The 14701-nt window shown below is 37.1% G+C and carries 9 protein-coding genes, 2 pseudogenes and 1 other annotated feature; of the genes and pseudogenes, 4 read left to right on the forward strand and 7 right to left on the reverse strand.

The genetic code is table 11. The features are described 5' to 3' along the window. A partial coding sequence (locus ABDZ84_RS07310) for a hypothetical protein (RefSeq protein ID WP_343780732.1) occupies positions 1 to 226 on the forward strand: 226 nt, incomplete at its 5' end. Between the two features lie 502 nt (positions 227 to 728). On the opposite strand, the gene ABDZ84_RS07315 is transcribed toward ABDZ84_RS07310, so the two are convergent. Beyond that, the gene (locus ABDZ84_RS07315) at positions 729 to 3722 is read right to left on the reverse strand and encodes a transglycosylase domain-containing protein (protein ID WP_343780734.1); all 2994 of its coding nucleotides are present in this window, start codon (positions 3720 to 3722) and stop codon (positions 729 to 731) included. A gap of 119 nt (positions 3723 to 3841) precedes the next feature. Then, positions 3842 to 4053: a binding site (T-box leader), on the forward strand. A gap of 91 nt (positions 4054 to 4144) precedes the next feature. Between ABDZ84_RS07315 and tyrS the strand changes: the two genes are divergently transcribed. Both tyrS and ABDZ84_RS07325 read left to right on the forward strand, forming a co-directional pair. Beyond that, positions 4145 to 5413, forward strand: coding sequence for a tyrosine--tRNA ligase (gene tyrS / locus ABDZ84_RS07320; RefSeq protein WP_121605494.1), 1269 nt, complete (start codon positions 4145 to 4147; stop codon positions 5411 to 5413). Between the two features lie 267 nt (positions 5414 to 5680). Beyond that, a complete protein-coding gene (locus ABDZ84_RS07325; protein WP_343780737.1) occupies positions 5681 to 5851 on the forward strand; it encodes a hypothetical protein in 171 nt (56 codons plus the stop codon). 113 nt (positions 5852 to 5964) lie between these two features. Here ABDZ84_RS07325 and ABDZ84_RS07330 read toward each other — a convergent pair whose 3' ends face one another. Further along, a complete protein-coding gene (locus tag ABDZ84_RS07330; protein WP_343780739.1) occupies positions 5965 to 7206 on the reverse strand; it encodes a hypothetical protein in 1242 nt (413 codons plus the stop codon). Between the two features lie 299 nt (positions 7207 to 7505). Between ABDZ84_RS07330 and ABDZ84_RS07335 the strand changes: the two genes are divergently transcribed. Continuing rightward, the gene (locus ABDZ84_RS07335; protein ID WP_205388707.1) at positions 7506 to 7904 is read left to right on the forward strand and encodes a hypothetical protein; all 399 of its coding nucleotides are present in this window, start codon (positions 7506 to 7508) and stop codon (positions 7902 to 7904) included. A gap of 996 nt (positions 7905 to 8900) precedes the next feature. On the opposite strand, the gene ABDZ84_RS07340 is transcribed toward ABDZ84_RS07335, so the two are convergent. From ABDZ84_RS07340 to ABDZ84_RS07360, 5 genes and pseudogenes are all read right to left on the reverse strand, one after another. Further along, the gene (locus ABDZ84_RS07340; RefSeq protein ID WP_026681458.1) at positions 8901 to 9275 is read right to left on the reverse strand and encodes a Na-translocating system protein MpsC family protein; all 375 of its coding nucleotides are present in this window, start codon (positions 9273 to 9275) and stop codon (positions 8901 to 8903) included. Positions 9276 to 9444: 169 nt separating this feature from the next. Further along, a pseudogene (locus ABDZ84_RS07345) lies at positions 9445 to 9736 on the reverse strand (DUF6407 family protein). Between the two features lie 71 nt (positions 9737 to 9807). After that, positions 9808 to 10348: pseudogene (locus ABDZ84_RS07350) on the reverse strand (carbonic anhydrase). A 61-nt stretch (positions 10349 to 10409) separates the two neighbouring features. Further along, positions 10410 to 13034, reverse strand: coding sequence for a DUF2309 domain-containing protein (locus tag ABDZ84_RS07355; RefSeq protein WP_343780808.1), 2625 nt, complete (start codon positions 13032 to 13034; stop codon positions 10410 to 10412). Then, a complete protein-coding gene (locus ABDZ84_RS07360; protein WP_026681456.1) occupies positions 13034 to 14566 on the reverse strand; it encodes an NADH dehydrogenase subunit 5 in 1533 nt (510 codons plus the stop codon). The genes ABDZ84_RS07355 and ABDZ84_RS07360 overlap by 1 nt, the downstream gene beginning before the upstream one ends. Between the last annotated feature and the right edge of the window lie 135 nt (positions 14567 to 14701).

Genomic DNA, 14701 nt, shown 5'->3' on the forward strand with positions numbered 1-14701 from the left:
ATCGCTATCCGTGAGTATAAAAGTAGCTGTGTTACTTCATGCTAGCGTTGTAGAGCCTGATAATAGCGAAAGCCGGCTACTTCAACTCCTGTGGGAAATGTTTGACCTGAAGATCCACTTTTTTGAGCGGGTTTTGCTAAAAAAGTTAGCTGAAGGACAAACCCCACGGAAAGGGAAGTGGGCAGCCGGAGTGGTGGTCAAGCAAGCAGTAGCTATTATTCCATAATAGCTACTAGAGGAAGCGTAAATCTGAGCATTTAGTGATAAGGACTGAGCGAATTTAGCTCAGTTTTTTTTTAAAGATAAGGAGTTATAAAATTAGCCCATGTGGATAAATAGGCGCTTGTTGAGCAGCTTCCAGCTCCAGCGCCCAGAAACTAGGTGACTTCATGAATCGCCCCCTAAACTAAGTCATCATCGGCTCGCAAGCTCACCGTGATTCCTTTAACTCCGTTGGCTCACTCCAGTCGCTACGTTTCTAATCGGGCGCTTGCGCTTGTGGGTTTCCTGTAAATGAATCAGATAATGTAAATATTGTAAGTTGATCCCATATAATCTTCCTTGAGCTGATTCCAACTTTATCCTACCTTGAAGTGAGGTTTTTTTATAAACACCTATAAGCAAGGGAAGGTATAAACCAATAAAAAAGCTTGCAAAGCATTTCGCTTTGCAAGCTTTAAAGAAAAGTAATGGGGGACTTTAGCCAAGTTCCTGACAAATACTGACGTCTAATTCATAGTTGCTTCAGGTATACTATTGTCAGTTGGAGTTTCTTCTTTATCTTCATCCCTAGGGACGGTATCCTCGTCATTATCTTTTTTGTTCGAATCAGGATCTTTTTTATCCGTATCCTTATCATCAACTGGTTTCTCGTCTTCTTCTTTATTCTTGTCCTTATCTTTAACAGTATCTTTTTCTTTACCTTTATCTGGTGTTTCTGGTTCTTTTTCTCCTGTATCACCAACGAGTAATTCTTTCGATGCACCTGATTCAAGACCGAAATAATCTACTGCTTTGACATGGTACCTAGCATCACCAGTGCCTATGTTAAAATTAGTTGAGGTTGTGCTGCCTACTAATGTGAATTTTTTACCTGGTCCAGTTGCCCGATAAATTCGGTAGCCAACAACATCCTTGCTTCCTGACTTCTTCCAAGTTAGTTTCTTTCCTGATTTTTTAAGAGATGTTGGTGCGCTTGGTGCCTTTCCATCATCCTTTAGCATGTCACCAGCGTCTTTATTAGGAGCACTAATTTTTTCCCATTTCTCTGTAGCAATGTTAGGAAATAGCTGGCTAATATCTGCTAATTTATCATAACCATTCCGTTTTAAGAATTCTGGATTAAATGCTAGACCATCACCTTTAGTAAACTCACTTGGGGTATTTGGGCCGGCAACTACTGCTTTACCGTCTACCATAACAATACTTCCAGTAATTAAGCTATCATCTTTCTTTGTAGGAACGAATTTGGCATTAAATAGATCCGACCTTACTAAACCAGCTTTTTCACATAGCTCCGATGGCAGCATTCCAGATATGGCGCAATAGCTTCGCTGGACGATTCCACCTGGACGTTTAAAGCTATTTGTCGGTGCTAGTAGCTCTGGATCAATGGCTGTTGCTTTATTCATTAATTGCGCCCATAACTTCATATTTCGTTGGCTGTAGCTTAGAGACATACTCGAATTATAAATGGAATGCGGCGTTTTATATCCGATCCATGTTCCAAAGGTTACATTTGGATTTGTTGCAACAAACCATGCGTCTTTGTAATCCTGTGAGGTCCCGGTTTTTCCTGCCCAATCCACGCCACCATAGTTTAGTTGGCCATTAAGAAAGCGAGCGGTTCCACTCGATATGACATCACGCATCATATCGATAGTTAAATAATTGGTCTGTGGTGTAAATACATCTACTGGTTTTGACTTATGCTCATAGACAACCTCACCATCATTTGTCGTGATTTTTTCTATCATGTAAGCATCTGCGAACTTACCATTGTTTCCTAAGGTTGCGAACGCATTAACATTCTCTTCAACCGATACATCCATTGTCCCTATTGACGCGGCAGGACCTGTATAATCTATTTCTTTCAGTGTGGTAATCCCCATTTTTTCTAAATATTTTTTTGCGGGATTTAAATGCAGTATTTTGGAATAGACTTCCGCCGCAGGAATGTTGTAGGACTGAGCCAATGCAGTTCTTGCTGAAACAATTCCATGAAAGCCTCCTCCATAGTTTCCTGGCTTGCCAGCTGGCCAACCTGGTAATGGTTTTCTTATATCTGCTAATACGCTACCAGGCTGGATTTTACCTTCTTCCATTGCTGGTGCATAGTCAAGTATTGGTTTTATCGTACTTCCTGGTGAACGGGTAGCCAACGTTGCATAATTGTATTGACTATCTTGGCCAAATTCACGACCACCAACAAAACTAATAATTTTACCAGAACTATTTTCGATTAACATGCCACCAGTTTGTACTTTTTCCGTAACCTCTACAGTTTCTCCATCAACGGTTTTCGTAAATGTACGATCAGGTCCATAGTACTGATAATTTTTTACGATATCCTGCCACTCTTCATAAATCTCTTTATTAATTGTTGTATGGATATGATAGCCGTTCACGCGTAGATTTCTTGAAGCGATCGATTGATATTCTTTTTCGAGATCATCATCTTTTGCAAGATCTTCTTCCGTATAACCATCTTGTTTAGCAAGTTGAGTAGTAAGAATTTCCTTGGCTCTTTTTTCAACTTCAAAGGTTAAGTACGGGTATTTTTCAATTGGTGACTTTGATTTACCTGTGAAATCTTTAGTTATATCATAAGCCATTGCCTCTTCATATGCTTTTTTTGTAATATATTCTGATTCGTACATCCGGTTAAGTACGGACTTCATTCGATTGATGCCTCGTTCTAAACTTTTCCCCTCTTTTAAATTCCCATCGCTAGTGAATGGAGTATAGGCAGAGGGGCTTTGTGGAAGTCCTGCTAAATAAGCTGCTTGGGCTAGATTTACATCCTTAGCGTCTACGCCAAAAACACCTTGTGCAGCTGTTTGAACTCCTGCAATATTATTTCCGGATGCATCTCGACCATATGGCACAATATTTAAGTATGCTTCTAAAATTTCATCCTTTTCAAAGAATCGTTCTAGCCGGAGTGCAAGTAAGATTTCTTTTGCTTTACGTTCAAACGATACTTCATTAGTTAAAATTTGATTTTTAATGAGCTGCTGTGTCAGCGTACTTCCACCAGTTTTTACATTAGAATTAAGTGCCTCTTGTAATACAGCACGTAAAATTGCTTTGGGGACAACTCCTTTATGCTCTTTAAAGTATTCATCTTCTGTAGCGATAACAGCATCAAGTAAAGTAGGGGAGATGTTCTCCAATGTTGTTTCTTCACGATAAAGATCCGATCGGACATCTCCAAAATATTTATCTCCTGCAAAGTACAGCTTGGACGTTTCTTCGTAGTTGTATATATCCTGTTTCATTACTTCATAGGATCTGACAGGTTCATCCTTCACTAGCGAAGCAAAATATCCTGCTCCCACTCCACCGGCAAAAAACATACCAATTAGGCCGATAACAAGAAAAAATAGGATAACATTCCAAACGACACTATATGAAATACGTGAAGTAGTCTGGATTTTTCCCGTTTTCCAAATAGATTTGGCTTTTTCAAAATATGTATGAAGCCGTTCTTTAAAATTCATGGCAAAACCTCCTAAATTCCTTATTCATTATAGCATATTCACTATTTAGGGTATATTAAATTTTGATTTATTATTGCTTTTATGAAATGAATATGATATGAATATATAGTAATAGGATAAACGATGCTGAGAAAGAACGAAGTAGTTTTACAAATCCCTATTTAGAGAACTGGCGGTTGGTGAAAGTCAGGAATATTTGTAAAATGAATTACATTCTGGAGCATTTTCTTTATGGTGTAATAAAGAAACGGTGGCGACACCGTTATCAATCCCAAGTGGCAAGCAATTGCAACAAGGGTGGTACCGCGTGTGAATATAACTCGTCCCTTTTTGAGGGAGGAGTTTTTTTATTTTTTTCATTGGAGTAAGCAGTACAAGCATATTGAGCTAGAAAGAAACAAAAATGATGGAGTGTGAAGGAATTGAATATTTTACAGGATCTAGAAACAAGAGGACTTATTAACCAAGTAACGGATAGAGATGGTTTACAAAAGCATCTAGCTGAAAATGAGGTTACATTATATTGTGGGTTCGATCCTACTGGTGATAGCTTGCATATTGGACACTTGGTGCCAATTACAATGCTAAAGAGATTCCAAAAGGTGGGACATCGTCCAATTGCTCTCATCGGTGGTGGTACGGGAATGATCGGAGATCCAAGTGGACGTAATACAGAGCGTTCCCTAAATGAAAGCGACGTAGTGAAAGGGTACAGTGAAAAAATTAAACAGCAAATTGCTCGTATTCTTGATTTTGACAAAGGAGAAAATCCAGTAGTTGCAAGAAATAATCATGATTGGCTAGCAAGTATGACTGTTATTGACTTTTTAAGGGATGCTGGTAAACATTTTGGCATCAATTACATGCTTGCAAAAGAATCGGTATCTGCGCGTATTGAACAGGGTATCTCGTATACAGAATTTAGTTATATGATTCTGCAATCCCTGGATTACATGAAATTAAATGAAGAAGAAGGATGTACGTTACAAATTGGTGGAAGTGACCAATGGGGAAATATTACCGCAGGAATGGAACTAATTCGTCGTTCAAGAGAAAATGAAAATGACGAAATAAATGTTTTTGGACTAACTGTTCCATTAATTACGAAAGCGGATGGTACTAAATTTGGTAAAACAGCTGGAGGAGCAATCTGGCTTGACCCAGAAAAAACATCTCCATATGAATTTTATCAATTTTGGTTAAATACAGATGATCGTGATGTTATCAAGTTTCTCCGCTATTTTACATTTATTTCTGAAGAAGAAATTGCAAGTCTGGAAGACGAAATTAATACGCAACCAGAAAAGCGCGTAGCTCATAAGCGGTTAGCTGAGGAAATGACGCTGATTGTTCATAGTAAAGAAGCATTAGAACAAGCACAAAAAATATCAGCATCTTTATTTAGTGGAGATATAAAACAACTTACAGCAAGTGATATTAAACAGGGATTTAAAGATGTACCAACGTATAAAGCAGAATCGAAAGATATGAATTTAGTTGATCTACTGGTTGCTGCTAAAATCTCTCCATCAAAGCGACAAGCACGTGAGGATATAGCGAATGGTGCTATTTATCTCAACGGGGAACGTCAGCAGGACGTGCAATACGACTTGCAAGTGGATGATCGTATTGAAGATACATTTACTGTTATACGCAGAGGAAAGAAAAAGTACTTTCTTATTACGTTTTAAAAAATAATAGAAGCAATAAGTATTGTAAATTAATGATTAGTTTGAATAGCTGTCGAGAAATTCTTTTCGGCAGCTATTTTGTGTGTCCGGCTTCCCTTGGCTGCTACCATTTGGTATATATGGAGATATGCTAAAAGGGTGTAGAAGATACATCAAATAGTATCATTGGCGTGGATAAGGATAGTAGAGGGAGGCAGCATCATGCTGTATTTACAAGCAGACATAAGTACCTGCTCATTTTTGTAGCAACCAGCTTAGGGTATTTTGTTGACGAATCTTATTTTTCGAACATCCGGCATATTAATGGCAAGTCTCGCTGTAGCAAATGTGCCATGGACGAAGTGGGGAAGGAGGGTTTTACCACTATTTTTAATTTGGTTAGTCATTGCCATTCTGACGTTGACAATTGGTGTATGGATTGATTGGGGACCATTTTAGAAAAAAATAACGTAATGAAAAACGATAAATCCATGTGGAATTTCAAATCCTACATGGATTTATCTATATGCTTTTTTCCAGCCTATATAGTTAGGAGGTACAATTTGCCTTCTTTAGATGGTTTGTGACTCTACAGTAAACCCAACTACAGAACATAGGGAAAAAGCAAAAATCTCTGAGGGATTCATTAGATCATCGACAAGAAAAACAAAACAGTCTTTTACGTTTAGTACATATAAAGATAGTGGAGTAGTTAAGCCAGTTATTGATATGTTGACAAGTATTCCAAATCGCGCAGCACATGCAAGCTCATCACCCATTGCTTTTGCGCAACGAGGACAATTACAGTCTTTCTGATGGTCATCACCATGTTCGTTCATTTCACGAGCAACATCTATTATAAAATCTAAAGCATTTGGGCTTTCTGTAGAGTTTTCCGCTCTTATTCCAGCAATATCGCACAGTTGCACAGTTGTGCTGGGAATTACTTCAGGTTGTGAGGCAGGTTTAAGTTTAACGATACAGCAGTCAATAATATCGGTGATAGTCTGATTTTCAATAGGGTTGCTTAGTGATGTTATGGATGAGATGTATAGATCTACTTGCTTAGCATCAGTATCCGTAGTTGTGGTCTGAAAAGATTGTAACATTTCTAGTAAATTACATGAACATATGGTGCAATTGTCACAATTAGGTGAACATTTCCTGTTTTTGCATCGTTTGCATTTACACTTATCTTTACGATCATCGTGTGGTGGGAAAAATGGAAAGGGAACACAATCACCACATTTTACATTTACAGTTACTCCGTCCACATCAACAGGAGTTGATATGGTTTGATCATTTTCCAACGGAGATATATTTGTATGTCCTTCATTAATTTGATCTCCATTTCTTTGGTCACCATGCTCCTGATTTTGAATTTGCGGCCCTTGATCTTGATCACCCTGATTTTGGATTTGACCACCATGTCCTTGTCCTTGCTGTAGTTCTTGATTGCCTTGGCTCTGTTCTTGATCCTGATCGCCAAATCCTTGCTCTTGCTGTTGCTGCTCGTCACCTTGACTTTGTCCTTGGTCCTGATCGCCAAATCCTTGCTCTTGCTGTTGCTGCTCGTCACCTTGACTTTGTTCTTGGTCTTGATCGCCAAATCCTTGCTCTTGCTGTTGCTGCTCATCACCTTGACTTTGTCCTTGATCCTGATCGCCAAATCCTTGCTCTTGCTGTTGCTGCTCGTCACCTTGACTTTGTCCTTGGTCCTGATCGCCAAATCCTTGCTCTTGCTGTTGCTGCTCATCACCTTGACTTTGTTCTTGGTCCTGATCCCCAAATCCTTGCTCTTGCTGTTGCTTCATATCTTTATGACATTGACATTCTAGCTTATGAAAACATTTTTTACAGAATTGTCTTTTACATGGAGACTCTCTTTTGCAGTCACAATGTTTAAAATGTTTACAGCACTCATTACAAAAATCGAGCGAGTTTTTCATGATTTTCTCTCCCTTAATAGACATTAATCGTTATGTACAATGTATTCAGGGGGAGTATTCACTGTATAGACACTTGTTCAGAAAATATAGAATGCTTAGGTGTCACATCACTATATAGTTACATATGGTAATGATATATCAAACTTTAGGAGGATGGATTGCTCATGGATCATACGGAACAAGATTCGATGGGGGCAAAAGAAGAAAGTAAGTTTCAGTATAGTAATCAGTCAAAGCAACTATATGGAGAAGCTATTCAACAATATAAAGCAGATTTAATAAATCTGATGAAAGCACAAAAAGATGAACTTAAACAGAATTTAAAAAAACAGAGGATGGATCTGAAAAATAAGTTGAAGGAAATAGAGGTTACATCTTTGGAGGATGATATACGTGAAAGTAAGTTAAATGAGAGTATGGAAAGCTTAGAAATGAGAATTATGGATTGGCTTAAGGATCAGTTAACATCTTTGTCTAACTCTCTAAAAGAAGAAAATATGCTGATGGAAGAACGTTTAAAAAGAGAAATAGAAGCACTTCAGAGGTATAACGAAAAGGAATAGGTGAAGTTAATTATATAAAGGTTTGGGACATTTAGAAGGATTGGTAAATAAGTGAGTAAGTTATTCTCAATCTATGGTTATGAATTAATTCATTATCAATGCCGATTGTTAAATAGGGTCACCGTACAATTTATTTTCTAATAATTTCACGTGAATACATCACGTTTAAAAGGGGCTGGAACAAAACCCGAGTAAAATAAAAATTCGTGGGACGACATCTTAATGTGGAGTCCCAATATTTTTTTATGATTAATTTCAAAATTTAATATAAACAAAAAGGATCCCCTTTGATAGAATTAAAATGGTTTTGCCTTTAGATTTAGAAATAAAATTGGATAAGGATGATATTGCTTCACCGTGCATGATATGGTTGAACAATACCAGATGATGCGTTTACTAGTTTTTCGCATGACACAGGCTGCCCCACTTAATACCCCAAAATGATGATGAAAATTATTCTATGTGCTTATACGCAATCGGTGTTAATATTAATAACGATATAATAAATTTTGTAAACCATGCTATGTATTTTGCTCTCCATAAGAATGGGCAAGTATTGTCCCTCATAGTCTTGAAGTTACCACCACTATCTGTATTTGGCATTTAATGAATGCTATATATGGCAGTATATTTTTTGAATAAAAAAGAGAGCCAAAATATGCAGAAGTGAATTAGAGCTTGCAAATTTTAGACTCATTAATATTACTATTTATTGTGGATAGCACCCAATTGCACTACCTAATCTTTGCACGTTGTACTGTGCAATAACAATAAAACAAAAATAAGCGAAAGTTGATAAACACATCCGCTTATTTCTATATCGTTATTTATGCATTGTTACAATAATCTCTATACTGTCCAAAAAAATCGTTTATATATTATTTTAGTATAAAATTAGAATAACTAATATGTCTCAGCCTGCTCGAATAGGTTATCGAAGACATTATAATATAGTATTGTTTACTAAAAAATTATCATTTACAAGGTTACATTCCTTTATTTCTTTACATTAAAATTTTTCTCAAGATCATTAAATAATTTAAATACCATCACTCGTTCACCTGTACGAGAGCTTATATCAGTATGGAAACTTTTCACTTCTTCTCCCGTAATAGTTAATATAATATCCTTAAGATCTTCTATACCTGATTCAACTAATTCCGAACGAGTTTTCTTTATAGTTAACATTCCCTCTTTTGTTTCACAAACGCTATATTCAGCTGGTGTTAAAATACCTTTTAGAATTACAATAATCATATCTCTTAATATATCTGTCTTAACTGATACAGACCCCCGCCCAAGAAAATCCTTTTCCCATTGAGTAATTGCCTTACTTATCTCAGATTCATAAGAACCCTTAGATATTTTCATATATACTACATCTCCTATCAAACCAAAAAATTGGTTTATTCCATATGCTTTTTAAGTCTTTATGTCGCTTTTCATCCTTATAAAATAAAGTAGAGCGCCAGTCGTCAATCCTGAATTCGAAAGTCTAAGATGCATGCTATATTGACAAAATTGATTATTTTAGCATCCATTAATAACCCCTCATAACATAACCTTCATATACACCTTCAATATTTAATTCAATTTCACTGTTTATTGAGACTTCAATAATTTTAGATAATATGTTTTCGTCCATAATAGAGTGTATATGCAAAAAATTGAATGCTACCTAAATAGGTTTCCTCAACTTCCTCATAAGATTTTAAATTATAAAATCAATTGCTTTTCTAATTATCTTTTTAATACATTCCATATTTGCACAATCAAACATACTTTATTTCTTCTTTTGTTGCAATTACAAAATCAGTTAAATTAGAGTCCATTAATTTTTCCTTTCAGTAAATATGAAAACTAGTATAGAGCTAAATGATTTATTGCTCCTAGCTTCTAATTCTTAAGGAAATGACAAGTGATGATCAGGTTAGGTTTGACACTGTTTTATTAGTAGGAACCTTCACAATTGAGAATTTTCCATCATAATTATTTATTATTAAACCTCGAACTTTAAAATGTGACGGAACTAATGGATGATGACGAATGATATCAACACTTTTTTCGATATTGTCACTACCATTTTCTTTTCCATTTAGCCATTCATCGACCGTACCACCTGAAAATTCAGGCTTACTATTTTGAAAAAGATAATCTAATGTTTGTATTTTGTTTTTCGTTGATTCAAGTTGAGTTGATACATTAACTGTGGAAGTCCTCTTATCTTTTGTTCCTACTACAAAAATTTCCTCAACATTTTCCTGATAAATCGCAATGATAATAGACCTCATTATATCTCCATAAGGATGCAAGATTACGGAGCCATAGCTTTGTATAGTTAGCATGTTTTCTGCTCGAATATTCGTTACTTCTTGTAAAATAGGCTCCAACCCGTTTTCCATGTCCGTTAAAAATAGTGCTTTTTTATTTTTATCTAAATTCATATAGTACACTCCTTCTTTATGTTTATAAATTGTTATTTAAGTAGCAACTAGTTGATAGTAGTTACCAATTTACCCAGCGTCCATCTGGATCGACACTAGCAAGTCGAACCCATCCATTTTGAACTTTTTCTCGAAATACTGAATCATTATTTAATAGCCGTTTTACATATCCGCTAGGGGCTTGGATGACAATCAGCAAACGAAGAGGAGAATGATAAACCTCGTGATCTGATTGCATGACTGATTGCCAAGGTAGTCCAGCTAACAAGTCACTTGCATTCCCCTGCATAACACCAAGACCTGCTGTAACGGTTTGAGTTGCTTTATTTCCACTACCATAATAGTGAGGTGCGACCGTTGAAGCGTAATATTGAAGATTAATCCATTGGCTCACCGTTCCTGGTCCTGCAATGATGTTAGCTAGGAGATCACCACTTTCATCCTGATTCCAATCATAATTATGAAGGAAGGCTCTACCTTCCAAGTCACAATCCTGAGTTAGTTCACGTTGGCCGATAATAAAAGCAGCATTACGAGCTAATCCCCATTCCGGACGTATCTCACTCCAATCTTCCGCAAATCGGTGTGCCTCAGCCTTAGGATTTTTAAGTTCCTTTTTAAAATTCGGTAATTGGGCTAGACGTTCTGCATTTGCATTACGGCTCACTTTCGGCATTATAGCTTCGATACGGTCAAATGCTTCCTGTGCAGCTTCGGAAAGTTCAGGAACATAAATCCAATGTAATTCATCCACTGTTGTTTTATGCTCAGCGGCTACGAAAACGGTGTCCTCAGGAATTTCAATTCCTTCAGAAGAAAGTTCCTTTCTTACCTCTGGAAGGTTGCATAAAGTGGCTAAGGCCCTAGCGTTGAATCCACCTGCCGCTCCACCGCACGCACCACATTCAAGAGCTGCAGCATAAGGATTGTTGGTACTTTTACTACTATGTCCGCATATTACGATTAATGGTGAGAAATTCTTTGTTAACCCCATCATTTTCAAAGCTTGATGGGCATAATTCACTTTTTCTTCGTCAGAAAAACCAACAGGCATCTCCGCTTCTAGATGATGAACATGATTAAGCGAGAGCGTTGTATTAGGTTTGCGTAACCAAGTCTCACGAAGGTTACGAATAAAACGATCTGCTCTTCTTGGTACAAAGCTACGTGATACCATTTGGAGACTAAGCCAAGGTCCACTTAGCTCAGGTAAAAGTAAGCTAGCAAGTACATTCTGTTTCATCGTTTTAAATGTATAGCTTAAGGAAGTAACTGCCTGCTTACGTTGTTGATATAATTTGAGTTCATTTTCATCAGCAGTCTCTTTTATTTTATGTTGAGGCTTTAGTATAACCGGCAAGGAAGAATGGCTATGATCGCTACCAAGTTCACTAGTTGCTATCGGTAATCCAAAGAAACCAGCAATTCCAATCGTTTCAAACGGACCTACTTTTTCAAGTTGACGACGAAAAGGTTCTGATCGTACATCAATGCAGAATGCAAATTGAGCTAGTGCAGATTTTTTGTCGATGATCTTCCGTTGTTTAGAGATAATCTGCTGACTTAATCGATCTGTGTGTGTTTGTTCCCAAGCTTCTAACCAAAGTTTCCTGCGAAGCTTCTCATCAAAGCTGTAGGCAAATGATAAATATTCGTTTTGTTCAGCGGCAGACATCTGTGACCATTCCTTGATTGTAAGGTCCCCCCAATGGATCCACGCTGCTATAAGGGGAGCAATCGAAACTTTTTTCTCAGGTCGTTGATTGGTCAACTGTAGATAAGGCTTTAATAGAGCCCACTCCATGGAAATTCGAACTGCTAAATATTCTGTTAGGAGTGAATGTTCATGGCTTGATTGTCGGGAGCGCCAGAGCATCATTCCTGCCCACCCAGGTAAGGAGAGCAAATGACCTTCAAGATAAGTCTGTATTTCTGAATTAGGGATTTCTAGCGCGAATAACGCTTTTTTTAAAGCCATATGTGCCTCTTTTGGCCAACCTTTTAAACTTTTACGTTGAATTTTATTAAGTGCCGGATCATATTGAATAAGACGCTGCCACGCACGATAGAAACCTTCATCACGGTTTGGCATTGTCCAACCTGCCTGTGAGTCATCAAGGTATAATTTACACCACTTGATGACATGATGATCGAGAATATTGACTAACCTTTCACCATCTTCATTCGCTATATTCGAACTTATTGGTTGGATTAAAAAATTATCGATACGATCCGTATTCAGTCCACTAAATTCATCTGCCAATTTCTCCAGTTTAAGTGATGATAAAAGGTTAGAAGGTAATGGATCTAATTTTAGTGCAGCATGACAAAATCGCTCTGCCACGTTCCGTGGGATATTATAGGAATGGGAATCAAGCCAATGCTGTAGACCCATTTTCACAAAAGCTTCATCAATCTCACCTTTACTCTTTGCCGAAAGGATCATAGAAGCACTAGGGTAGATATCAATATCACGAGTTTTATTTAACCAACCTGCAACCTGTTCAAAAGATTGCTTTTCAAGTCCCGTCCACGGATTACGTGCTGCAAATGCAGAAATTGGCCAAAGTGGTGCAATTACTTGACTAGCAGATTCTATTAAAACGTTAATATTACTTTCTTGATGATTAATATTTGTATCTTGCTTTTTTACATTTTCTTTCGTTAATACAGATGTTCCGTTCATCACCGATTACCTCCTTGAGATAAATATTGTTTAAGGTAGTTTGGATGACTTTCTACTAACTTTGGTTTTGCTTCACCTAATCGTACTAACCAAAGATAAAGTATTGCGAAGGAAACAGAAGAACGATTACGAGCAACCCATGTACCCATCGCAATACCAAATAATAAGAGACATACGACAATGATGACAACTGACATTGGAGGTTGAACACTTTGGAAAACGGTTGTGCGTAACCACTCATAGAAGAGATTATGAATGATAAAATAAACAATGGCTGCTCCTCCTAAAAATGATAAGCCAACAATTCGACCAATTCTCCCCTTTCCAAAAGCTACGAGCTGTGTCCAAGAAACGGACAATGACCACCCTAAGATTAACGCACTAATCAATTGATACCCCTCTAAAGGAGCCATGAGCCAATAAGCAATCCCTATAACTAGGGCTAATGTCCGACCTGCCATGATCCATAAATAGGATGACCTTTCATTAACGGGAGTCGATACTTCGAAACGACGTACTGCCGAACCAGCCTGTAAAAACAGCGTAGCTTTGAACAAACCATGTAAGATAAGATGAATAATGGCTGCTACATACGCACCTAACGCACATTGAATGAACATAAACCCCATTTGCCCGATCGTAGAGCCTACTAACTGACGTTTATAGTCAACCTGTACTAAACTAATTCCATATCCAATCAATACAGAAAAACTTGCAAGAATAAGTAAAATAATCGAAGCTATATCACCATTAAAAAGAGGAGAAAATCGAGCTAGCATAATCCCACCTGCATTTACTAAACCTGCGTGCATAATCGCTGAAACAGGAGTTGGAGCAACAACAGACTCAATCAACCACCTTTGGAAAGGCCATTGGGCCGCAGGAATTATCACTGCTAATACAATCAATAAATTAACCCCTGTTCTCTCCCATGCTCCAAGTTGAGCTAAACTTTCATTTGTTAGAATTAATGATAACTGCCATTGACCTGTGACTTGAAAAAGCCAAATTATCGCAAATAATAATGAAAACCAACTTAATATAAATAATCGACCAGAAACCTTGGCTGCTTCACTTGCTACTTTCCATGCACGGTTTAACCTTATAAGTAAAGTTAAACCGACGAGAGTCGCTCCCCAAGATATGACCATCAAACGGAGATCAGCACTTAAACATGTAATTGAAGCAGCACCTGTAGTGAAAGTAAAAAGCGTAAAATACTTTCGATAAGAACGATCTCCCATTAAATAACGTACAGAAAAACGCTGAATGATCAATCCAATTGTAAGAACAAAGAAAACCATTAACCAAGCTAAGGAATCTAGGTACCAAAAACCATCGCCTCTATTCCCACTGTTATTAGTAAGAGCCAATAAGGAAACTAAAGATGGTAAAGCCACGATACCGATATGAATACGAACAAAACTTAATGGTATCCGTGGGTGTAAAAACAAAAGGCCACTAAGTCCAGAAATAACAAGCATAATAAAAAATAATGATAACAATGATGATGAACTCAAAGAACCTAACACAAAACATTCTCCCTTCTAAACGGCGTTAACACATTAAAAATTACTTTTAGAAAAGGCCATATATCTTTCTAAAAAGTTATACATTTTATTTACTCCATTACGATTATTGAATAAATTTATACTTACTCAATAAAA

This window comes from Virgibacillus salarius (assembly GCF_039521925.1).
Lineage (GTDB): Bacteria > Bacillota > Bacilli > Bacillales > Amphibacillaceae > Virgibacillus > Virgibacillus salarius.

Excerpts from the sequence above, each read along its gene's own strand:
- ABDZ84_RS07335 (WP_205388707.1), top strand. The coding sequence starts at position 7,506 with ATGGATCATACGGAACAAGATTCGATGGGGGCAAAAGAAGAAAGTAAG.
- ABDZ84_RS07355 (WP_343780808.1), bottom strand. The coding sequence starts at position 13,034 with ATGAACGGAACATCTGTATTAACGAAAGAAAATGTAAAAAAGCAAGAT.
- ABDZ84_RS07340 (WP_026681458.1), bottom strand. The coding sequence starts at position 9,275 with ATGAAAATATCTAAGGGTTCTTATGAATCTGAGATAAGTAAGGCAATT.
- ABDZ84_RS07330 (WP_343780739.1), bottom strand. The coding sequence starts at position 7,206 with ATGAAGCAACAGCAAGAGCAAGGATTTGGGGATCAGGACCAAGAACAA.
- ABDZ84_RS07315 (WP_343780734.1), bottom strand. The coding sequence starts at position 3,722 with ATGAATTTTAAAGAACGGCTTCATACATATTTTGAAAAAGCCAAATCT.